Consider the following 22,633-nt stretch of genomic DNA (forward strand, 5'->3'; position numbering starts at 1 on the left):
CTCAGTTCATTCCTTATTTAAAACAGAATAATATCTTGTATCTTATTAGGCAGTGGCAGCCTGTTTTATTTAATTCTGTCACGTTTGGGCACAAAAACGTTAAGTAAGTAATATTTTTATATTAAATAATAAGAGATATAATAAAACTACAGAATTTATCCAAAATCATTTTGTAAAGATTCTTTACAAAATTTTAATCAGGTGATTATAATTTGATTAAATAGTGGGGGTTTCTTTGTCCCGCAATTAAAAACGCGGCCCTAATGAAGAAACTATTACTACTATTCACATTGCTTTCTCTTTCAGCCGTTACTTACGCCGGCGTAATAAAAGGAAAGGTTACTGATAAGAAAACGCATGATCCCCTTATAGGTGCAACAATCAGTATAAAAAATCAATCTACAGGCGAAGCAGCCTCAGTAAGCGTCGGTCTCGACGGTAGTTACATTTTTAAAAATGTAAAAGCTGGCAAGTACGAAGTTGAAGCCAGGTATGTATCGTATGAAACGGCTCAAAAGAGTGCCGATATCCTGCAGGATGAAACCACTACAGTTAACATCGAACTTGAATCGACCAACAAGTCTTTAAATGAGGTAACCGTTACCGGCAGCACAGGCAAGGGAACGGACCAATCGGCACTCAATGCTGAAAAACGCTCCGATGTTGTATTAAATGCAGTATCAGCCCGCACCATCCAGGCTTCTCCTGATATTACTATTGCTAACGTCACCCAACGTGTGTCAGGCGTTTCTATCGAACGCAGTAATAACGGTGAGGCGCAATATGCCATTATCCGTGGTATGGATCAACGCTATGAGTACACCCTGGTAAATGGCATCAAGATACCGAGCCCTGATAACAAGAACCGTTATGTGCCATTGGATATCTTCCCGGCAGATATTGTGGACCGACTGGAAGTATCCAAATCATTAACCCCAGGTATGGAGGGTGATGCTATTGCAGGCGCTATCAATATGCAGCTTAAAGATGCCCCTGATAATTTTATGCTATCTGCCAATCTTGGTGCGGGTTATGCACAAAGCTTTTTTAACGGCGATGGCTTTACCAAGTTCGATCATAGCGCCAGCCTGACCATGTCTCCTCGTGTTGCAGGAAATGGTTCGGCAACAATGGCTGATTTCCCGAATAATCCATTTCATTACAGCCAAAATAAAACGCCGCTGGGCAGTATTTTTGGCTTGACAGTAGGTGGCCGTACTGCCGATAAAAAATTCGGCGCCATTGCGACCTTGAGTTATCAAAATACTTACCGCCAGACAAAGGGTGAATTCTTTAGCTCGACTACTAATGAAGAAAATGGCGATCCGCAATTAACCGGTCAGCAGAGCCGTATTTACGATATTCAGCAGCAGCGTACTGCTGTGGTGACCAAGTTCGATTACCGTTTTGATCCGAATAACAAGATCAACCTGAACGCGGACTACATCAACCTGACCAAAAACGAATATCGTTTTACTTCTGATACCAGTTTATTAACCAGCCACACTCAACCAGGTGTTGGTAGTGTTGACCAGGACTACCGCAGCGATCGCACCGTGCAGCAGATATATAACTTCGATCTGCATGGCGATCATAAAATATCAGATAAATGGAAGCTGGATTGGTCGGCGGTATATTCAAAAGCTACTGCCAATGAGCCTGACCGTGCTGATCTGTACCTGAGCACCGGTGCCAATCTTGACCCGACGACAGGTGCTATCGTTCAGCAACCACGTCGTTTGAGTACCAACCCTTATGCGGAATCAAGAGTATTTGAAAAAAACTCGGATGAAGACAAAAGCGGATATCTGAATTTAACCTATTCACCAACCATTTTGGGTACTAAGGTAGATTTCACAGTGGGTGGAATGTATCGCGATAAAACAAGGCACAGTACCTACGACCAATATAACATTAATGAATCAGGTACTACCAACCAGATGTACGACGGAAATATAGATGACAATACCTTCGCGGTGCAAAATGCACAGGGTAGCCCATCTGATGCTTTGAACTATGATTTCACTGAAAAGATTGGAGCAGGGTATGGTCAGTTTAAATTTAATGCTGGTAAATTATCAGCAATAGGCGGTGTACGATACGAGCATACCGACCAGCAATGGGTGACAGGCGCACCAGTGAACAATGTAGTTGGTGCAAATGGCTCGATTAATTACTACGACGTGCTGCCAAGCTTAAGCCTGAAATATGACCTGGGCAATAAACAGGATTTAAGGTTCTCTTATTATTCAGCCATCAGCAGGCCTAACTTTTATGAATTGGTACCACACTCAGAAGGTGATCCTGATTCAGACTACCCGGAAGTTGGTAACCCTTACCTGAAACGCATCACATCGAACAACCTCGACCTGCGCTATGAGTTTTTCCCCGGAGCACTGGACCAGTTGTTAGCAGGTGTATTTTATAAGAATATCCAGAATCCAATAGAATATGCGGTAACATTACCAACAGGTTCAGCAGCCAACAGCTATGTATTGGAGCCTGAGAATTTCGGTAACGCGACCAACTACGGGTTTGAATTGGACGCTACCAAATATCTGCGCAACTTTGGTATCCGGTTAAACTATACTTACACCAACTCAAGCATCACTACAACCAAATTGCTGGATTACCGTGATAACACCGGTAACCTTACACACCGTGATGTGTCTCAAACCCGTCCGCTGCAGGATCAGTCGAAGAATATAGGCAACCTGTCGTTCCTGTACCGTGATAATAAAAATGGTTTGGATGCACAAATCTCTGCGGTTTACACTGGTCCAAGAATTTATGCGGTATCGCCCTACCTGGATAATGATATCTGGCAAAAAGGTTTCGTAACACTGGATGTATCGGCAGAAAAGAAAATCTTCAAAAGGTTCTCGATCTATGCAAAAGCGACCAACCTGACCAATACGCCTTTTCAATTAGAGATACACCGTCCATACGTTGCTCAGCCCAATGTTTTTGAGGATCAGACACCGGGCAAGAATGTATTCATCCGCAAGGACACTTATCAGCAGTATTACATAGTGGGTTTAAGGTATAAACTGTAATTATTCAGACGATGAAAAAATATTTCAATATCATAATAGCTTCTTTTGCAGTAACGGCCTTAAGTGCCTGCCATAAAGCAGAGAATGCACGCATATCCCAGCCTGTGGTTCAGGTGGGGAATATCATTAAATCGGATACTTTATCCGGCTCAGTAAAAGGCACATTGTTAAGCGGGAAGACCTATTATTTCGCCAGCAATATCACAGTGAATGGTGGCGATACTTTATTGATGCAGCCGGGATCAAAACTGATTGCCTTAGGCGATGGTGTAACAGCTGCCACCGCTCCGGAAATTTTTGTGCACGGTACTTTTATCAGCTTAGGCACACAACAAAACCAAAACTATATCACGGTAAGCAATGCCGCTACCCTGCACTCAGAGGCTACCCAGCAAAATTATACCAATGTGTTCAAAGGATGGTGGGGCGGTATATTTTGTACGCCGGGTACTGCAACCGCACAAGATCCTAATCCTGCCGGCGGCGATGTGATCATTAAATGGACGCATCTTGAATTTGCAGGAGCGCCTGCGGGTGATGAGGATGACCATGCGGTTTATACGGATGGCGACCCACGCTGGACGATCTATTTTGCCAACATTACCAAAAACTTTGTTTTGGAAGACTCGTGGGTATTTGGCAGTAAGGATGATGGTATGCGTATAGCAGGTGGTCATATTGACATTATGCGTAACACTTATGAACTCTGCGGAGTAGCAGCCGGCGAAGCCTGTAACTTTAAAAGTGGTTCGGTTGGCGATGTGGGTTACAACCTGATCATCGGTGCAGCAACCAATGCTTTTAAAATATCAGATGCGGGCAGCTCGGGTACACAATGCAATATCAATTGCTATAATAATACGATGGTTAACTGTGGTTTCAGACAAAACTCCACAAGCGGTCACGGTGGTTCTATCGATTTTGAAAAGGCCGCAAAAGGCAATGCTTATAACAATATGATCATCAACTGTGCTATTGGCTTACGTGTATTGAGTAGTGCCGACACTAAGAATATCGTGTATAATAATCAGTTGTATTATGGTTTTAATTCTACGATAGTTGCCCAGTTTAACGCTGCAGATGGTAAGTCTACGTTCCAATCAGGTGATATTTATTCATCTACGCCACAACAAAATGATCCTTTATTTTATGGGTTTGATGTGAATGGATATGATTATACGCTGCATCCGGCACCAGTTACTGCAAATGACCAGACCCCTGTTGTCGTAATGCAGGGAACCTCAAGCTTTAGGTTGAAAGCAGGCTCGCCAGCATTAGGAAAAGCAAATTCGACGATCGCATCTTATAATACAGTAACCACTACCGGAAACTATGCTGCGACCATAACGCCGCCGGGCAAGGATATTGGCGCTTATCAAAACGACGGCACCGGCAACCAGCATTAAATATTAAAAAATATTATTTTTTGTAGAGACGCAATACGTTGCGTCTCTACTTATATTTAGATATGAGAAAAGTATTAACCCTTATCCTGTTTCTTACAACACTAAACTGTGTTGCACAGTCGCAGAACAGCGGCGATAACTTTTTGGGTTCCAAAACTCTTTATAAACAGCCTGCAAAGCCAAATACGACTACACCTGCCAGTTATGCTCCTGTTTTTATCAATCATGTGGGAAGACATGGAGCACGGTATCCTACTAAGCCAATCGATAGCAGTTCCGCGTATAAATTGATTCTTAAAGCTTATAAGGAGTCACAATTATCAACGCAAGGGCTTGCATTAAGAAGTATGGTATTAGCTCTTCAAACAGTAGTGAAGAACAATGCAGGGTCCATCTCAGATGAAGGAAAATCAGAATTGACGGGTATAGGGGAGCGGATGGCCCAACATTACGGAACTGTATTTGCCCGGATGAATATGATCCAGATGCGGGACACAAAAGAAAAGCGGACCCATCAAAGCGCTGACGCATTTTTGGGTGGATTGTACCGAAAACTTCTTCCTGTTCATCCTGACACGAATGTGAAGCAGGATAATGTCAGTTTGCGGTTTTATGATCTGTCGCCTGCTTATAAAAAATTTGAAAACGGAGTTGAAAGCACTGAACCCGAAATATCATTCGACAAACAGTTGCGCCTGGAGAAGATAGATGATTCCGTTGCATACAACATTTTTAAACCATCTCTTTTTAACAAGCTTACTACTTCACAAAAGAAAAAATTTGTATCAGATTTGTTCGGCTTTGCCTGTATTGTATACTCACTAAAACATGAAATAGATAGCGCAGGAGTATCAAAGCAAATTGACTTTGAATCATTTTTTAACTGCGGTCAGCTTGATGCACTCGGAATTCTTGATTCAGCCGATGAATACCTGAAAAAGGGACCTGGGGTTAATAATAACGGTATACAGGTGCGCGTGGCTGTTCCGCTGCTGGTTGATTTTATCAATACGGCTGACGAAAATATTAAATCGGGTAAGAATGGCGCTAAGCTTCGGTTTGCTCACGCTGAAACTATTGCCCCCATAGCAGCTTTATTTGAAATTGAAGGAGCAGATAAGGCGTCTTCGAATATCTATACGATTAGTAAAATCTGGAAAGCATCAAAAGTAATTCCATTGAGCTCCAATATTCAATGGATATTTTATAGAAATACAAAAACGCCATATGATTATGTGGTTAAGATTTTATTAAACGAACAAGAAGTAAGTATTTCCGGCCTTGATTCGCTAAAGATAAAAAATTCAAATTGCTATCATTGGAAAGACTTGCGTTCATTTTATATGAAAAAGCTGGCCGCATTGCATGTTAAGCTAACGGATGACATGGCGGCTTACCTGGCAGATTTAAAATAAGGCCTACCTCTAAATACTATAAGATCCTTTATTTCCATGCCTCATGCGCAATAATTTAAAGGTATGATTCCTATCTTTTATATTATTTTTTCTGGCTTTATAGGTTAAAATAATGTTTAAACAAACTGAATTATTTCTGTAAAACCATATTGAATGTTAAAACATTGAAATCATTTGGTTAAGAAAATTCATCTCGGCTAAAAATTCAGCTTTTATCCAAAATTATACGGGTTTCTTGCGCAAAATTTTGTTTTTTAATGAAAGTTGCCTTTACCCCTGATGTCCTTTTCGCACTTCCTTTTCGTTCTCAGAAAGTCCTTAAAAAGTGCCTTTGCAGCATTTTAATGTTGCTTTGCTTTTCCGCAATTGCGCGCGCACAAACCTTGAAAGGCAGTGTTACCGACGCCAAAAATGGTGAAACTTTAATTGGGGCTACTGTCCACATTGAAAAAGGCGATTTTCAATCAAGTACTACTGTTAAGCTCGATGGTGTTTACCTGTTTAAGAATATACCTGCCGGAACCTATAAACTGCAGGTAAAATTTCTAGGATACAAAACCACCCAACAATTTACGGTAGAAGTTACCGGCAGTAACGTAACTACACTGAATGTAGCGATGGCTGATAATGCAACCTCGCTTAACGAGGTGACGATCGTAGAACATGCCGGCAAAGAAACTGACGCGGCCGCGCGGAGTGCAGAAAAAAATTCCAATAATACTATTAATGCCGTGTCGGCACAGTCTATCGCTATTTCTCCTGACGTCCTGGTATCCAATGTGTTAAGCAGGATGTCGGGTGTGTCAATCGACAGAAGTAATACCGGTGACGCGCGCCACGTGATCATCCGTGGTATGGATAAGCAGTACAACACTACGCTGATCAACGGCGTGAAGATACCGAGCCCGGATAACAGGAACAGGTATTTACCATTGGATATATTCCCGGCAGGCTTGGTTGATCGTCTGGAAGTTTCTAAAACGCTTACGCCTGACATGGAAGGTGACGCTTCAGGTGGCGTAGTGAATTTGGTAATGAAATCCGCCCCTGATCACTTGAAGGTAGAAGGAGAGATCGGTACAGGCTATAGCCAGATATTTTTTGACCGCAGTTTTTTATCGTTTAACCGAAGCACGGTAAACAATCAATCGCCGGGAGAGATACATCCTAACCAAATTGCTTCACTCAGTGAATTCCCGTACCAGAACCTGCTTACCCAAAAACAAAATGCCCCTATAAATAAAACAGCCAGCCTGACAATTGGCAACCGATACCTGGGCGGTAAATTGGGTGTTATGTTCGCAGGAAGTCTGCAAAATCTTTACCAGGGCGATAACAGCTTTGTGGTAGTACAAACAAGCACAGTAGGTTCGTCGCCTAATATTAATACCCCTAACCAGGAGACAGCTTTTCAAAGTTCCGATAACAGGATGTACTCTTCGCAGGTGGATCATTACGGGGCCATGGCAGCTATAGATTACAAATTCGACAATAATAATACCATCAAATTGATCGGTACTTATGTCGGACTGAATGAATACAGGGTACGCCAAACGGTAGAAACAACTTATGGCGGTTATTCTTTCAATGGCTACCACGGTCCGTTTTCTATCGACGACAGAACTCAAACCAGGTCTGATCTGCAAAGCATTTATAATATTATGCTGAGCGGAAAACATCATATTACCAAAAACTTTTCTTTAGACTGGATAGGCAGCACATCGCAGGCAACACAGAAGCTACCTGATATGGCTGAATTCGATTCTAACTATCAATACAGTGAAACTATTCCTAATGGCTCAAATGTTCCCACAAGTATACAGGCTGAGCCTGCTGTAGTGGGCAATGAGTCAAGGGAGTGGCAACATAATACCGATAAAGATCTTTCAGGTTATTTAAATCTTCATTATAAGGTTGAAAATATTTTTAACCACACCGCCGAGTTCTCTATTGGCGGTATGACAAGACACAAGACAAGGGATAACTTCCGTGATGTGTACAGTTTGTCGAATACGTATGTGCCAGGCTCATCGCCACCGGCTCCGGAGCCATACACATCTATTCCTAATGCCACCTATCAGTGGAAAGACCTGGATACAACTTATGCAGAGGGTTCGCACCATACGGATGCAGGCGTTTACACCTTTACTGAAAACATACAGGCCATTTATGGCATGGTGAAATATGATATTACAAACAAGCTGAACGTGATATTCGGTGTAAGGCAGGAATATACCAGCCAAAGCTATGATTCAAATCTTCCTGTTACTTTTCCAGGTAAATCGGGTGATATTACCTACAATGACCTGTTGCCAAGTATCAATGCCAAATACGCGTTGACCGATCAACAGGCAATAAGGGCATCCTATTATAAATCTGTATTAAGACCATCTTTTTATGACATTGTGCCCGCCACAGATGACTCACAGGACGATGCATTTTACGGCCACGTTGGTAACCCCTTCCTGCAACATACAGTTATTGACAATTACGATTTAAGATACGAGTTTTTCCCCGGTGTGTTTGATGAGTTTATGGTGGGCGGCTTTTATAAACACCTGATCAACCCTATCGAAACTTCGCTGCAGCAGGCTTCTGACGGAGCAACTTTGTATTATGTACCGAACAATCCAAGCGCATCTGCCCAAAACCTGGGTGCCGAATTTGTTGCCCTGAAATTCTTTGGCAATCTCGGTGCGTCTATCAACTATACTTATACAAATTCGCAGATCACCACTCCTAAAACGGTGAATGTTAATAGCGAGCTGATACACCGTACGCAAACAAGGCCGCTGCAAGGCCAGGCTGCCAATATAGGCAATGCATCATTACTATATAAAGATCAGAAGCTTGGCCTCGACGCGCAGTTGTCAGTTTCATACACCGGTGAGCGAATTGCCGCAGTATCTACCTACTACGGCCTGGATACCTGGGAAAAGCCATCTACTTTCCTTGATTTCTCGGCCCAGAAAAAAATAGGCAAGCACTTTATTTTATATGTGAAGGCTAATAACCTGCTCAATACGCCATACGAGCTGTTCATCAAGCAGGATAATCAGGCAAATTACTCTGGCGCATCAAAATATCCGCACCAGGAAAGCCCTAATTATACAACTGTACAGTACGACCAATTTTATGCACGCTATAGTTTGGGTGCAAAGTATAACTTCTAATCTATCAGCATTTAACAATTAAAACACAATAATTATTATCCATTCCCCATTATGAAAAATTTACAGATTCTTTCGATCGGAATGTCACTTTTAGCGCTGGTATCGTGCAGTAAGAAAAGTGATAAGGCTGTTATCTCACAGCCACAGATCCAGGTAGGTAAGGCTATCAGCAGCTCAGGAACCTTAGCTGCAGGTACTTACAAAGGGACCATGCTGGCTAACCAAACCTATACCGTAAGCGGTGATATCACCGTTAACGCAGGTGATACCTTGCTGATCCAAAAAGGTGTTAAAATTAACATGACTAATGGCGCCAATTTCATTGTAAACGGCGACATCATTTTCCTGGGTACTAAAGACGCTCCTATTACAGTAACTGACCCGCGCAGAACCAAATCTACCGGTGCATCAGTTTTAGGTGCAGATTCAGCTTACGTTGGTGGCTGGGGCGGTATCTATTGCGGTCCTACAGCTAAACTTTGCGTAATTAAATGGACCCACCTTGATTTTGGCGGTGCTGCTTTGAAAGCTCTTCCTTTCCCAGGCGGCAACTCTTTAAAAACAGGCGCGCAATACATTCTTTATTTTACTAACCCTACCGGTGTTTTCATTATGGAAGATTCATGGTTATACGGCTCTCCTGATGATGCTACCCGTTTCTATGGCGGCTATTACAACATCATGAGAAACACCATGGAGAAATGCGGCAGCGACGGCGGTGACGGCTTTAACGCAAAAGGCAGCTCAACCGGTAACATGGCCTACAACCTGATCATCGGTGGTGCAACTAACGGTACAAAATCTGCCAGCGACGGTACAACTGCAGGCGAGTGCCAGTTTACCATGTATAACAACACTTATATAAACGATGGCTTCAGGAACAGCGGTGTTTTTGGTGCACGCAGCGGCTCTGTAGAGATCGAGAATAACTCAAGGGCATTGGTTTATAACAACCTGATTGTTGACTGTGCTTTTGGTGTACGTATTGCTGGTGGTCCGGGTGGTGCTAAAGTGTACCTGGCTGATACTACTTATAATGCAAGTGATTTGATCAAACAAACTACTTATGGCTATAACTACTACTATGGCGATAACGCGACAATCACTGGTCAGTTTGTACCGGATAATCGTGCACAGGCAGTTGTTACGCATCCGCAGGCAACTGATATCCCGAATATGGCTACTTTCCTTGGTTCAAGCTATACTTTAGGCGCAACTTATGATGGTTCTTCACTGGTTGGTAAAAACAACCCGATGTTCGTAAACTATCCGCTTCCTGCTGCTAATAATTTCTGGATCACCCAGTGTTCAGTTGATGGCTACAATTTCCGCCTGCAATCAGGTTCACCTGCGATTGGTAAAGGCACAACCGATGCCAGCAAAGTTGCACCTATCACTGCAGGCATCCCTGTTGATCCTAACTTTGGTGCTACTCAGATCACTCCTCCGGGAAAAGATATGGGTTGCTACCAGACTGACGGTACAGGTAACCAGCACTAAGATTTATAGATATTGAAAAGTTCGATCTTTAGCATGACAACCCTTTTTAATAAGAACAGTAACTTGTTTGATATTAAAAATGGGTTGTTATGCTTTTTTATCCTAACTGTTTTTTCCTGCAATAAGTCGGGCAATACAGTTACTCGGAAAAAAGATACCACTGCAACCACACCGCCGGTTCAGGTAAATTTCCCTACAACAACCTATGATCCGGTAGGTCTGGACAGTACGAAACTGTTTAATGCTATACCAACAGTGCATGATTTAGCGAGGACAGACCTGCTGGAAATATCAGGTGTGGCGGCCAGCAGGATCAACCCCGGTATATTATATATTCATAATGACAGCGGCAATCCCAACCAGGTTTACCTGACTGATGCCAATGGTGATAACGAAGGGACACTCACATTAACACCGGTAGGCAACCGCGACTGGGAAGATATTGCTGTCGGCCCCGGACCTGTTGCAGGCAAAAATTATGTGTATGTAGGTGACATTGGCGATAACGATTCTAAGTACCCTTCGGTATTTATTTATCGTTTTCCCGAGCCTGATCTGACCGGGAAAACCTTGCCGGTAACAATGAATATCGATTCATTGGATATCATCGAACTGAAATATCCTGATGGCCCGCGAAACGCAGAAACACTGATGGTCGACCCTTTAACAAAGGATATTTATATCGCCAGTAAGGAGAATAGTTTTTCGAAAGTTTATGTGGCAAGGTACCCACAAAGTACCAAATCAGTTACGGTGATGACGCCTGTTGTGCAGTTGTATATGAATAAAGCCACAGCGGGTGATATCTCTCCCGATGGCACTGAAATATTATTGAGAAGCAATGAATTGATCTGGTACTGGAAACTTCCTGCCGGAACGTCCATCTCAGCCGGATTATTAACTGCCCCGCAGGTAGCACCCTATGCCAATAACGAACCCCAGGGCGAAGGGATCTGTTTTGCAGCAGATGATTCAGGTTATTATACCGATACAGAGATCAGGGATCATCCTGGTCATTTGGCCACTATTTCGTTTTATAAAAGAAAATAAATACACTTTATGAGAAAGCATAAGGTTTTAACAGCTGCACTGATGATAAGTGCGGCTTTTGCGCTTAGTTCAGGAAAATGTTACGGTCAATCCAAAACCTCTTCCGTAATCAATATGGTTTTTAGCTCGGATGCGCATTATGGCATCAGCCGGACGAAATTCAGGGGTGATAGCAATGTGAGTAGTTACATTGTAAATGCTGCTATGATACAGCAGATGAATAGTATTCCTGATTTGATATTACCACAAGATAATGGAATCAATGCAGGTGAAAAAGCAAGTCATATTGACTATGTAATACAAACTGGTGATATCGCCAACAGGATGGAAGCACCGATACAAAGTGCAGCTGCATCATGGGCCCAGTTTGAGACGGATTATATGCACTCGATTAATTTGAAAGGCAATGATGGTAAACAGGCTAAACTGTTGTTTGTGCCCGGAAATCATGATATATCGAATGCCATAGGTTTTACCAAACCATTAAAGCCGCTAACCGATCCCACATCAATGGTGAAGATTTATAACCTGATGCTGAAGCCTGCAAAGCCTTTAACCAATGCTGATTACAATTATCATACCGAGAAGGTGAACTATTCGTTCAATATTAAAGGTATACATATGATGTTCATCACCCTTTGGCCTGATTCAGCTGAGCGCATCTGGATGGAAAAAGACCTTGCTAAAGTAGCTAAAACCACCCCGGTGATAATTTTTACTCATGATCAGCCTGAATGTGAGTCGAAGCACTTCACTAATCCGAAGTCGCCTTATAATATGACTGAGGAAAATAAATTTCAAAACCTCACAGAAGAGCATTATAAGGAAGGGTATGTAGCATCTGCTGATGATGGTGCAACCCAGATAGAACAGCGCGGTTTTGTGAATTTTTTAAAGCATCATCCCAACATCAAAGCCTATTTTCACGGTAACAGCAACTGGAATGAGTTTTATACCTATCATGGACCGGATAATGATGTCAATCTGAATACATTCCGGGTTGATTCGCCGATAAAGGGCAAGTATTCTGCAAAAGATGAAACCTTGTTATCCTTTCAACTGATTTCTCTTGATACGGCATCGCAAAAGTTAACTGTGCGGGAATGCTTGTGGAACACACAGCCTTTGCAGAAAGATCAGAAGATAGTTTTTGGAAAAAGTGAAACGATATCTTTGAAAGTGAAAGGTGAATAGTCAATGGTGAATAGTGAGTAGAAAACTAATTCACTATTCACCACTCACTATACTATATCATACAATTCCATCCATGCGGATCAGGAGCATTTCCGTAACGGATGCCATCCAAAGTTTTCAATACTTTTTGCGAGAACTCACGTGTTTTCGGATCGCTTAAAAAGTATTCTTCACCGCTATGACCGATAGAACCAACAGGAGCGATAGTAGCGGCAGTACCTGCGCCGAATGCATCAGTCAGTTTGCCATTTTTAGCGCCTTCTATAATTTCGGCTACCGATACGCGGCGTTGCTCAACCGGGAAGCCCCAATCGCGAGCCAGGGTCATTACCGTATTACAGGTAACGCCTTTCAGTATAGTATTTTCTTCAGTTGATGGAGTAATCAGTTTGCCATCCAGTACGAACATCGCGTTAGCGGCACCCATTTCTTCAACGTATTTGTGTTCTTTAGCGTCGGTCCAAATGATCTGGTCAAAGCCTTCTTCAACAGCCTTGCGTGAAGGCAGCATAGCACCGCCATAGTTTCCTGCTGATTTTGCGAAGCCCATTCCACCTACTGCAGCGCGGGTATAGTAAGTTTCAATTTTTACCCTCAATGTTTTAGAGAAATAAGGACCTACAGGGCAGGTTAATACAATAAATTTATAAGTCGATGATGGTGCTACACCCAGGAACGGGTCGGTAGCAAACATAAACGGCCGGATGTATAACGAATGGTTCGCCTGAGCCGGGATCCAGTCGCGGTCAAGGTCAACCAATGCAGCTATGCTTTGGATGAAAATTTCTTCAGGCAATTCAGGCATGCACAAACGCTCTGCCGATTTGTTAAAACGCTCTGCATTCTTATCAGGACGGAAGACGGAGACCTTACCATCAGCATGCTTGTAAGCTTTCAGTCCTTCAAAAAAGGCTTGTCCGTAATGCAAAGCAGAAATAGCGGGGCTCAGCCCGATCTCAGCGTAAGGGACTATCTGAAAATTCTTCCATTCGCCATCAGCATAATCGGCCACAAACATGTGGTCAGAAAAGATTTTGCCAAATGGCAGGTTGCTAAAATCCGTTTGCGACAAACGGGAAGTGGTAGTTTTTGTGATCTTGATGTCCAACGTCTCAGTCATATCCTTAGGTATTAATTGTGGAAAGTGGCAAGATAGGACTTTTTTGCCTCAGTTACAGTCAATCACCTTAAAATAACCGTCTTGTGAGTGTAAAAAGTTGGATTAGCACATTTTATCTGTGATTTTAATTTTCTGTCAAACCGTCCGTATATCCCATGGTTTTTAAACTGGCTTTGATATCCTTATCGACTTTGGTTTTGGTGGTATAAAAGGCAAGTATTTTTAAAGATGAAGGCAATGGCTGTTTGATAAATGAATCAAAATCAATATTAGTTTTATATATTCTCAATTGGTGCAAACGAGATAGTTTTTCAATTCCTGTCATCGAATTTAACGTTTTGCAATTGATGATCTTAATATCTTCCAACTGCGTAAGAGGTTCTTCAAAATTGATTTGAGGTAGACGAATTTGATCTTCAATGATTAAAGTCTTGAGCCTTTTAAAGTTTTTTATGTTATTAATATCATTGAAACCTCTAATCCAAATTAAACCCAAATTTTCAATTTCATTTTCGTTTATCTCCTGTATGCTTTCTCTTCCACCAAGAGCTATATATAAAGATTTTAAGTTTCGTAGATGATTCACAAAAGAAAGGGAAACTTTAGAAATGGAGTTCAGATTTAAGGTGTTTAATCTTTTTATATCACCTACCGCTTCAATATTTTTAGTATGTCCTGCTATGATTAAGTGCGATAGATTGTGATATTTTTTTAAATATTCAAGATTTAATGCTTTGGATTTGGTGTTACCAATAACAAGTCTATTGAGATTTTGGAAGCTTTCAGCATCTAATATTTCTGTTTGGGTCAATTCATAAATTCCTATACTTAATTTTTTAAGGTATTTAAGATATGTAATGGCTTCTATATTGTGTGCTTTTATTAAGCAGTCAACATAAAGAGACTTTACGTTAGGTATTTTCGTTGTGCACTTGCAGTCAAAAGAAGTTCCATAGAATCCGTAAAAACGGATACTAAAACTTTCATCATATTTTAAGCATAGTTCATTTAACTCACTAAGTATTTTATCATTATAAGTTTCACCGGAAAATTGAACAATGACTTCTTTGCCTTCGTTGAGGTTTCCTTCAATAAACCTTCGGTTAATGCTTAGCGGGTCTTGAATTCTTTCTTGACGTTGCATAGTTTATTTTAATGCGTTATGTAATAAATTATAAACCCAGCACATCTTCCACCCAGGCCTTGCCCCAGTTGTCTTCCTGCTCCTTCGTCCATAGTGATGGGTAGAAAATCCGCTTTTGAAAACGGGGAGGCAGGTATTTTTGCCAGTTGGTACCTCCGGTGGCTTTGATCTCATCCGGTTCGCGGTTGAGATAGCGAACGGCAGATTTGTAGTGTGATAGCGGCCAGTTAACGTTTGCGTTTACATCCAGTTGTCGCAACTCATTCTCGAGTTGGGCAGTAGATTGCTGTTCGTATTGCAGTTGCTGTAGCAGGGCGCTAAAGTTTTTACTGGTCACCGATTTGGCCAGTTCGATGAATTGTTTAGAATATTTCTTCTCGAATTGCTTAAGCGTGAGTGTCTTTTTGCCTGTAGATAATTCCGTCGCGCCAAATTTCCAGTAGAGAAATTCAAACTGATCTTCGATAGCAGCGCTTCTCAATTCCTCACGCTTGTCACGGGCTACCAGGTTAATAAAGTCTGTTGAATAGATCTCGATCATCCTATACTGTCCGCTCTGGAAACCGCTGGCAGGCAGCAACGACATCCTGAATTGCAGGAATTGCTCTTTTTCCATCCCGTCAACCATGATCTCGAATGATTCAATCAATGCATCAAAATACCGGTTGATGCGTCGTATTCTTGCCGTAAAGAAATCTGCAGTCAGTATTTCCTTTTCGGTGATCTGTTTGCACTCATGCAGCACCAGCTTAAAATAAAGCTCGGTGATCTGATGATACATGATGAATATTTCCTCGTCAGGGAAAGGTGTTTTTGGGTTTTGCAGGCTCAGCAGCGTGTCCAGGTGGATATAATCCCAGTAAGTGAGAAAGTCGGCATGCAGCAGGCCATCAAGATAGGAAATCATATCCTGGCCCATAGCTTCATACTTTTCCTGCAACAAGGCCAGGCGTGATTCAATTTCGGGACTAATACTCATTGGATCGGTTTATCTGGCAAAGGTAATAAAGCTGGCAAATACAGAAACAAAAGCACCACATTTATAGTTTGTTATTATCATGGCGATACAGAAAATCTTAATTGCAGTTGACGATAGCCGGTATGCTGATCACGCAGCTGAATTCGGCTTTGAAATGGCCCGGCTTTGCAGCGCCGAAGTGGGGCTCGTAAATATTATCGAACCAATTATTGTGCCGGCCGCCGGCAGCGATTCCATCACAGGAATATCCACAGAGGTTTCTATGGTGGATGAATCGGAGATGGTACGCATTCAGAAAGAGGCGGCTGAAAACACAGTCCGGCGTATACAGACGCAATATGCTGATCAATTGAAAATAACCAACTTCACAGAGTATGGCCTTACAGCCGATGGTATATTAAAATGCGCCGCAGAGTTTGGCGCCGACATGATCGTGATAGGCACACACAACCGGACAGGTTTTGATCGCCTTTTTATGGGTAGCGTTGCCGAGCATGTGGTAAGGCATTCGAGGATTCCGGTATTAGTGGTTCCCTTGAAGGGAGAGTCATCTTAGTTAACCAGTTAATCAGTGATTAGTTATCAGTTAAACAGGTATTGATTACCGATTAACAAGTCACTGGTTAACTGATAACTGATTAACCGATCACTAGTCACCATTAATACAACAACCTGAATTTTATCGTATGATCTATCGCCTTTAACTCATTCAAAACCTGCTTGCCATATCCTGCCGTGATATCAGTGATCACATAGCCTATTTGCGCATTGGTCACGAGAAATTCACCCACAATATTGATGTTATGACGGGCCAATACTCCGTTTATCTGCGCCAGGATACCGGGCACGTTGGTGTGGATGTGTATCAGTCGGTGAGCATTATCATTGCGCGGCGGCTGCAGATCAGGGAAGTTGCAGCTCATGTGCGTTTTACCCTCATTCATAAAGCTGATCACCCGTTTAGGGATAAAATCAACGTTACGGGGATTATATTTCGGATCATCAAAAATGATGATGCCGTTTTCGCAAGCTACTTCAGCCAGTTTTTTGCTGACAACTTTCCCCAGGCACCCGATCACTTTTAATCTCTCAGCATTTTGCAGTTGCTCGGCTGTAGGCTGATGCTCTTCGTCGCAAAGCAATACACCGGCTTCCTGCAGGTATTTTTCTTCTATGCTTTCTTTCTCACGGATATCATAACCTTCCTTGCGCATTTGTTCCAGGGCTTCTTCACCCACATTACCTACAACAAGGCATTTAATGCGATTCTTTGGATAAGATATAGCACGCGGCAGCTTATTGATGAAAAGAAACTCATCAAAGCTTGGCGTAACATGATCCGCTTTTTCAGCTACTGATTTACGTTCGATGTTCTCTGTATAAGCAAAGAATTTTTTGATCAGTCCGGATTCTTTTAACTGAAAATCAGAATAGCCATCACCAATACCGAATATTTCACCCTGGAGGTTCATTTGGCGCAGCAGTTTCACTTTGCCGCCTTCTTGAGAAAGTGGGTTCTCGCGGTCGTAACCAATGATATTATCATTCTCGTCAAACACAAATGTGTTTGCGTAGATATTTTCTTTTTTAATAAAGTACTCTGTTACAACGGGCGTAATGAACTCTTTAAATCCACCAGAAACGATCAGTACATTATCCTGGTGCTGTTTAAAAAATGCACTGTTGCGGGAGAATGAAGTAGAAACTTTCTTTTTTAAATGGGTTACCAGCTGCTTCAGGTGATCCCGGTTGGCCTGTAATAATTTTACCCTGCCTTCTAAACTTTCGCTGAACGGAATGCGGCCTTCCATGGCGGCATTGGTAAAATCTTCTATTTGCTGGTAAATTTTTTCGCGGTCGGGGTGTTTTCTTAGTGAAATGCGGGCAAGCTCGTCTAATGCCTCAACCTGTGTAAATGTGCTATCGAAGTCGATAATAAAGTACTGGTCCATCTGCCTGCAAATGTGCAATTTTTGAGTGATGCATCATAGTAAAATGTTGAGTTTGTTGATAGAGTTTGCGGATGTTAATAACTGTATTTGTTTTGACAATTATTCAACCCTTTCGCAGCTTATTGCTCTTTTGTATTCGTGTTTGTAATATCGGTGGCATGAATAACATTGCAGGCTGTATCGAGCTCGATCCGGTATTTCCTGAGTTTCTTTATACCGGCGGAGTCAATCCTGAACGAATAAATGAGCTGATAGTAGATCAATTTATCGTGTTGTATATTATAAACGTCCTTCTCGTTTTTTACCGCCAGGTCAGGACGCTGACCATTTTCACTGTCAACATAGGCTTTCACTCTCTGATGATCGCTGGCCTTTACGCCCGCTGCATCTAATGATGTATCCAGCGAGGTTGTATACCGCCTTTTTTGCAATGCAGAAAAGGATACAGTTTTAAAGTAAACCGGATTACCAAGCCTGTTTTTTACATAATGCTCAGCGCTTTGCTCTGCTTTTGATTGCAGCTCAGAGTTCATGCAGCCGCAACAAAAAAGTGCCAATATCAAAAGACATCTTCTCATAAACCTGAAGTTTATCAGCTAAAATAAAAAGTTTCAGAGAATATTCAAGCTAATTTTAAAGCCTCACATACCTCTCTTATTGAGGTCTTTAACGGCTTGAACTCAATGCCGATTGCCTTTTTGATCTTGGTGTTATCAAAATTTTTGGTAAGCGAGGCAGATTTTGCAGAGACTTTATCAATTGAAGGGGCTTTTCGTGCAATAGCTCCTGCAAAAGAAGCGAACCGCCAGGCCAGTTCCATCATCCAGGGTTTGGCTAATGTAGAAGGGGCTTTTATACCAAATCCATCGGCTATTTCTGCAGTCAGGCTTTTATAATCATGATTTTCGGCGCTAACAATAAAACGCTCGCCACTGATCTTGCTGTTCATCAACGGGATCATGCATTTGGCAACATCCTCCACATCAACAAATCCCCCGCTGCCCAGAGTGTAAAATTTAAAACCGTTGCGGATGGTTTTAAACAGGGCGCCGCTACCTTCTGTTCCTGCGTTTGGCCCGATAATGATAGATGGGTTAACGATCACTGCATCCAACCCTTCGGCAATGCCGCGCCAAACTTCCATCTCGCTTTCCAGTTTAGAGATCGCATAACCATCAGTTTCGGTAGCTTGATCAAGATGATGATTTTCGGTGATTAGCTCGCCCGGTTTGGCATCGCCCACAGCCGCTACCGAGCTTACATGAACCAGGCGTATCCCGTTTTGCCTGCACAGATCAACCAGGTTAGCCGTACCGGTTACATTGGTATAGATCATCGGTTCTTTATCCGCCTGTTTCAGGGATACCCATGCAGCGCAATTGTATACTTGTGTGATGCCTTCAAGGGCGTTCTCCAAAGCAAAAATATCCAGCAGATCAGCTTCAACCCACTCAATGTTCTTTTGATAAGGCGATAAAAATGAAGGAATCGTGGATTGGGCCCGTTTTGTACAACGGATAAAATTGCCTTGTTCGGCCAATTGCTTAACCACCTCAGAACCCAGGAAACCCGTTGCGCCTGTAACCAGTATCATTTTTGCGGATGTGCAAATTAGTGAATGTGCAAATGTGCGGATTGATGTGCAGATGTGCAAATGTGCGGATGTGCAAATTAATGAATGGGCAGACAAATTGAATTTAAATCAAAAAACATCTAATTGGATAAAAATCTGCACATTTACACATCTGCATATTTGCATATTAAAAAAATCTGCACATTTGCACATCTGCATATCAGTACATCAAATATGTCTTTATCTGATTTTTTTGCGCCGATTGACCTGAAAAAACTAGCACCCAAAAATGGTTATTATACCAGTCATTTGGGTGATAAGATCACGCATTTTTCGGTTGATTTTCCCGATCTGGATCAAAAAACAGATATCGCCATTATTGGAGTACAGGACGACCGAAACGCCGTAAATAATTCAGGTTGCGCTTTAGGCCCTGATTATGTGCGTGAGAAGCTGTATTTGCTTTTTGAAGGTGCTTATAAAACTAAAATTGCTGACCTGGGCAATATCCGCCAGGGAGCAAGTATAACAGATACTTACTTCGCTGTAAAAACGGTTGTAAGCGAACTGATCAAAAAGGGCATTCTTCCTATTATAATCGGAGGGGGGCAAGATATTACCTATGCCCAATATATGGCCTATGAGGAATTGGAGCAAAAAGTCGACCTGGTAGTTATCGACCCGCGTTTTGATCTGGACGATGACGGCGATGCTGAAGGGATAGAGACTACATCGATCTCATACCTGAACAAAATATTTTTACACGAGCCAAACTACCTGTTTAACTATAGTAACCTCGGTTACCAAACTTACTTTTCGAGCCAGGAAAGCATGCGGGTGATGGATAAACTATATTTCGATGTTCACCGGCTGGGCGAGCTGAGTGGACAGGTAGCCGTAACGGAGCCGATCATCCGCAACGCCAGCATGATCAGTTTTGATATGGGAGCCATTCGTTCCTCAGATGCCGCAGGCAATGCCAACGCGACGCCAAATGGTTTTTATGGTGAAGAGGCTTGCCAGATAGCACGCTATGCTGGTTTTAATGACAAGCTAAGTTCGATTGGGTTCTATGAATTCAATCCGGCATATGATAACAATGGTCAGACCGCTACGCTGCTGGCCCAGATGATTTGGTATTTTATCGACGGCTTTTATAACCGTAAAAAAGATTTTCCGTTAAACCCTAAGTCGCAATATCTGATCTATAAAACAAGTTTGAAGCACGACGACCACGAACTGGTATTTGTGAAAAGCAAAAAATCGGACCGCTGGTGGATGCAGGTGCCATACCCAACCGGAGGCTCAATGAACGAACGCTTTCACCTGGTGCCATGCCGTTATGACGATTACAAGACAGCTGTTGCCGGTGAAATGCCCGATCTTTGGTGGCGCACTTACCAGAAATTAAATTGATTAGTTCAATGGTTCAATAGTTCAATTGTTCATTGGTAAAATAAATCCATAAAAAAAGCGTATAATGAGTTTTTATAACCTTGAGGACTTGGAGGTTTATCAATTAGCTGAAAATTTTGGTGATGAAGTGTGGTTTGTTGTACATGAATGGGAATATTTCGCAAAAGATACTCTAGGCAAACAACTAGTACGATCTGCTGACTCAATAAGTGCGAACATTGCCGAAGGATATGGCAGATATCATTATAAAGAGAATAAGAACTTCTGCTATTTTAGCAGAGGATCGATTATCGAAACCAAAGGCTGGTTGAAAAAATCGAAAAACAGACAGCTTTTGAATGAGGCACAATTTAATGTCTTGTATGAAAAGCTTCAAACTATTCATGTCAAATTAAATGCATATATTAAGTTTATTGGAAATTCGGGTAACAAATCCAACTAATGAACTAATGAACAAGTGAACTAATGAACTATTCAATGAAAAAATTGTTTTTATATGTGTTGCTATGGATACCTGTGGTAGCATTTGCGCAGGTTCCACAACCTTTTAATGTAGTGGGAAAATTTGGTAACCTGAATGTCAAAGTTTATATGGGTTACCAGTTGGGCTCGAACAAGGTGCTGGATTCTGCCCAGGCAACTAACGGTAATTTTGAGTTCAAGGGCGATATTATGTATCCTTCACTGGCCATACTGGTGATCGATTTTAAAGGCGTGGGCGTAAATAAACTGGATGTTGGCCCGAATTCGGATAAGCTGGCGTTTTATCTTGACAAAGGCACAACTACTATTCAAAGCCCTGATTCTGCCTATAAGGCAAAGGTAATAGGCTCGCCGATAAACGATCAGTATCAGAAGCTTTTGGCTATTAATCAGGAAGCAGGTGAAAAGACAAATGCGTTGATGGCCGAGCAGGTAAAAGCAGCAAATGATCCGGCTAACGCCAATAAGCCTGTTGACCAGAATGCGCTGCAGGCAAAGCTGAAAGTGATACAGACTGATTATCATGCAAAACTGAAGGCTTTTATATTAGCTAACCCTAATAGTTACCTCAGCCTTCTAACCGTAGGTACATTGGGAGGCCCTTCGCCTGACCCTAATGAGTTATTGCCTGTTTTAGACGGACTTTCAAAAGAGCTGCAGGAGACCGAAACTGCCCGGTCTATGCGTGCAACTTTGGAGGGTATGAAGGCAACTGCTAATGGCGCAATGGCGCCTGATTTTGAGCAGACCGATACTTTAGGGCATCCGGTTAGACTTTCTTCTTTTAAGGGAAAATATGTTTTACTCGATTTTTGGGCATCGTGGTGTGGGCCTTGCCGCCAGGAAAATCCGAATGTGGTACGCGTATTTAATCAGTATAAAAATAAAAATTTTACCATCATAGGAGTATCACTCGACAGGCCGGGCGCTAAATTCCCATGGCTCGATGCGATCAAAGCAGATCACCTGGATGGATGGACACAACTCTCCGATCTTAAATTCTGGAACAACGCGGTAGCAAGGCTATACAATGTGCAAAGCATCCCTAAAAATTTCCTGATCGACCCCCAGGGTAAAATTATAGCGCAGGATTTGCGTGGTGACGACCTGGAAGACGAGCTGAAAAAAGTGTTGAGGTAACATCTGCGGTAAACAGGTCATTTCAGAAATTT

Annotated in this window: 17 protein-coding genes; 11 read left to right on the forward strand and 6 right to left on the reverse strand. The window is 42.2% G+C overall.

Annotated features, from left to right (window positions below; translation table 11 throughout):
* Positions 1-263: 263 nt before the first annotated feature.
* The 7 genes from VIM89_RS07165 to VIM89_RS07195 all read left to right on the forward strand — a co-directional run bounded on the left by VIM89_RS07165 (position 264) and on the right by VIM89_RS07195 (position 12,794).
* Complete coding sequence (locus tag VIM89_RS07165; RefSeq protein ID WP_488155459.1) at positions 264-3,056, forward strand: TonB-dependent receptor; 2,793 nt, start codon at positions 264-266, stop codon at positions 3,054-3,056.
* A gap of 11 nt (positions 3,057-3,067) precedes the next feature.
* Positions 3,068-4,462 carry a hypothetical protein gene (locus VIM89_RS07170; protein WP_488155460.1) on the forward strand — a complete coding sequence of 465 codons (1,395 nt, stop codon included), beginning with the start codon at positions 3,068-3,070 and terminating at the stop codon, positions 4,460-4,462.
* A gap of 62 nt (positions 4,463-4,524) precedes the next feature.
* On the forward strand, positions 4,525-5,877 hold the full coding sequence (locus VIM89_RS07175; RefSeq protein ID WP_488155461.1) for a histidine-type phosphatase: 1,353 nt from the start codon (positions 4,525-4,527) through the stop codon (positions 5,875-5,877).
* Positions 5,878-6,260: 383 nt separating this feature from the next.
* Positions 6,261-9,050, forward strand: coding sequence for a TonB-dependent receptor (locus VIM89_RS07180; RefSeq protein WP_488155462.1), 2,790 nt, complete (start codon positions 6,261-6,263; stop codon positions 9,048-9,050).
* 51 nt (positions 9,051-9,101) lie between these two features.
* Entirely contained in the window at positions 9,102-10,550 is a 1,449-nt protein-coding gene (locus VIM89_RS07185) for a hypothetical protein (RefSeq protein WP_488155463.1), read from the forward strand.
* Positions 10,551-10,583: 33 nt separating this feature from the next.
* A complete protein-coding gene (locus tag VIM89_RS07190) occupies positions 10,584-11,600 on the forward strand; it encodes a hypothetical protein (RefSeq protein WP_488155464.1) in 1,017 nt (338 codons plus the stop codon).
* A 9-nt stretch (positions 11,601-11,609) separates the two neighbouring features.
* Positions 11,610-12,794: a metallophosphoesterase family protein gene (locus VIM89_RS07195; RefSeq protein WP_488155465.1), complete on the forward strand. Its 1,185-nt coding sequence runs from the start codon at positions 11,610-11,612 to the stop codon at positions 12,792-12,794.
* A 52-nt stretch (positions 12,795-12,846) separates the two neighbouring features.
* On the opposite strand, the gene VIM89_RS07200 is transcribed toward VIM89_RS07195, so the two are convergent.
* From VIM89_RS07200 to VIM89_RS07210, 3 genes are all read right to left on the reverse strand, one after another.
* On the reverse strand, positions 12,847-13,914 hold the full coding sequence (locus VIM89_RS07200) for a branched-chain amino acid aminotransferase (protein ID WP_488155466.1): 1,068 nt from the start codon (positions 13,912-13,914) through the stop codon (positions 12,847-12,849).
* 124 nt (positions 13,915-14,038) lie between these two features.
* Positions 14,039-15,058 (reverse strand): hypothetical protein, encoded by a 1,020-nt coding sequence (locus VIM89_RS07205; protein WP_488155467.1) that lies wholly within the window; start codon positions 15,056-15,058, stop codon positions 14,039-14,041.
* Between the two features lie 28 nt (positions 15,059-15,086).
* Positions 15,087-16,037, reverse strand: coding sequence for a tryptophan 2,3-dioxygenase family protein (locus tag VIM89_RS07210; RefSeq protein WP_488155468.1), 951 nt, complete (start codon positions 16,035-16,037; stop codon positions 15,087-15,089).
* A gap of 79 nt (positions 16,038-16,116) precedes the next feature.
* Between VIM89_RS07210 and VIM89_RS07215 the strand changes: the two genes are divergently transcribed.
* A complete protein-coding gene (locus tag VIM89_RS07215) occupies positions 16,117-16,593 on the forward strand; it encodes a universal stress protein (RefSeq protein ID WP_488155469.1) in 477 nt (158 codons plus the stop codon).
* A 103-nt stretch (positions 16,594-16,696) separates the two neighbouring features.
* On the opposite strand, the gene VIM89_RS07220 is transcribed toward VIM89_RS07215, so the two are convergent.
* The 3 genes from VIM89_RS07220 to VIM89_RS07230 all read right to left on the reverse strand — a co-directional run bounded on the left by VIM89_RS07220 (position 16,697) and on the right by VIM89_RS07230 (position 19,583).
* Positions 16,697-17,989, reverse strand: a complete 1,293-nt coding sequence (locus VIM89_RS07220) for an HAD-IB family phosphatase (RefSeq protein WP_488155470.1) — start codon at positions 17,987-17,989, stop codon at positions 16,697-16,699.
* A 119-nt stretch (positions 17,990-18,108) separates the two neighbouring features.
* Positions 18,109-18,567 carry a hypothetical protein gene (locus tag VIM89_RS07225; protein ID WP_488155471.1) on the reverse strand — a complete coding sequence of 153 codons (459 nt, stop codon included), beginning with the start codon at positions 18,565-18,567 and terminating at the stop codon, positions 18,109-18,111.
* Positions 18,568-18,611: 44 nt separating this feature from the next.
* On the reverse strand, positions 18,612-19,583 hold the full coding sequence (locus tag VIM89_RS07230; RefSeq protein WP_488155472.1) for an NAD-dependent epimerase/dehydratase family protein: 972 nt from the start codon (positions 19,581-19,583) through the stop codon (positions 18,612-18,614).
* 213 nt (positions 19,584-19,796) lie between these two features.
* On the opposite strand from VIM89_RS07230, the gene VIM89_RS07235 reads away from it, so the two are divergent.
* The 3 genes from VIM89_RS07235 (at position 19,797) to VIM89_RS07245 (ending at position 22,601) form a co-directional block, all read left to right on the forward strand.
* Positions 19,797-20,978, forward strand: coding sequence for a formimidoylglutamase (locus VIM89_RS07235; protein WP_488155473.1), 1,182 nt, complete (start codon positions 19,797-19,799; stop codon positions 20,976-20,978).
* A 64-nt stretch (positions 20,979-21,042) separates the two neighbouring features.
* Complete coding sequence (locus tag VIM89_RS07240; protein ID WP_488155474.1) at positions 21,043-21,420, forward strand: four helix bundle protein; 378 nt, start codon at positions 21,043-21,045, stop codon at positions 21,418-21,420.
* 35 nt (positions 21,421-21,455) lie between these two features.
* A complete protein-coding gene (locus VIM89_RS07245) occupies positions 21,456-22,601 on the forward strand; it encodes a redoxin domain-containing protein (protein ID WP_488155475.1) in 1,146 nt (381 codons plus the stop codon).
* The last annotated feature ends 32 nt before the right edge of the window (positions 22,602-22,633 follow it).

The sequence above is a fragment of the Mucilaginibacter sp. genome, assembly GCF_036568825.1.
Lineage (GTDB): Bacteria > Bacteroidota > Bacteroidia > Sphingobacteriales > Sphingobacteriaceae > Mucilaginibacter.

What these genes read in the sequence shown, in the direction of transcription:
- VIM89_RS07195 (WP_488155465.1), top strand. Translation starts at nt 11,610, where the DNA reads ATGAGAAAGCATAAGGTTTTAACAGCTGCACTGATGATAAGTGCGGCT.
- VIM89_RS07200 (WP_488155466.1), bottom strand. Translation starts at nt 13,914, where the DNA reads ATGACTGAGACGTTGGACATCAAGATCACAAAAACTACCACTTCCCGT.
- VIM89_RS07230 (WP_488155472.1), bottom strand. Translation starts at nt 19,583, where the DNA reads ATGATACTGGTTACAGGCGCAACGGGTTTCCTGGGTTCTGAGGTGGTT.
- VIM89_RS07210 (WP_488155468.1), bottom strand. Translation starts at nt 16,037, where the DNA reads ATGAGTATTAGTCCCGAAATTGAATCACGCCTGGCCTTGTTGCAGGAA.
- VIM89_RS07245 (WP_488155475.1), top strand. Translation starts at nt 21,456, where the DNA reads ATGAAAAAATTGTTTTTATATGTGTTGCTATGGATACCTGTGGTAGCA.
- VIM89_RS07215 (WP_488155469.1), top strand. Translation starts at nt 16,117, where the DNA reads ATGGCGATACAGAAAATCTTAATTGCAGTTGACGATAGCCGGTATGCT.
- VIM89_RS07240 (WP_488155474.1), top strand. Translation starts at nt 21,043, where the DNA reads ATGAGTTTTTATAACCTTGAGGACTTGGAGGTTTATCAATTAGCTGAA.
- VIM89_RS07175 (WP_488155461.1), top strand. Translation starts at nt 4,525, where the DNA reads ATGAGAAAAGTATTAACCCTTATCCTGTTTCTTACAACACTAAACTGT.
- VIM89_RS07235 (WP_488155473.1), top strand. Translation starts at nt 19,797, where the DNA reads ATGTCTTTATCTGATTTTTTTGCGCCGATTGACCTGAAAAAACTAGCA.
- VIM89_RS07220 (WP_488155470.1), bottom strand. Translation starts at nt 17,989, where the DNA reads ATGGACCAGTACTTTATTATCGACTTCGATAGCACATTTACACAGGTT.
- VIM89_RS07165 (WP_488155459.1), top strand. Translation starts at nt 264, where the DNA reads ATGAAGAAACTATTACTACTATTCACATTGCTTTCTCTTTCAGCCGTT.
- VIM89_RS07170 (WP_488155460.1), top strand. Translation starts at nt 3,068, where the DNA reads ATGAAAAAATATTTCAATATCATAATAGCTTCTTTTGCAGTAACGGCC.
- VIM89_RS07225 (WP_488155471.1), bottom strand. Translation starts at nt 18,567, where the DNA reads ATGAGAAGATGTCTTTTGATATTGGCACTTTTTTGTTGCGGCTGCATG.
- VIM89_RS07205 (WP_488155467.1), bottom strand. Translation starts at nt 15,058, where the DNA reads ATGCAACGTCAAGAAAGAATTCAAGACCCGCTAAGCATTAACCGAAGG.
- VIM89_RS07185 (WP_488155463.1), top strand. Translation starts at nt 9,102, where the DNA reads ATGAAAAATTTACAGATTCTTTCGATCGGAATGTCACTTTTAGCGCTG.
- VIM89_RS07190 (WP_488155464.1), top strand. Translation starts at nt 10,584, where the DNA reads ATGACAACCCTTTTTAATAAGAACAGTAACTTGTTTGATATTAAAAAT.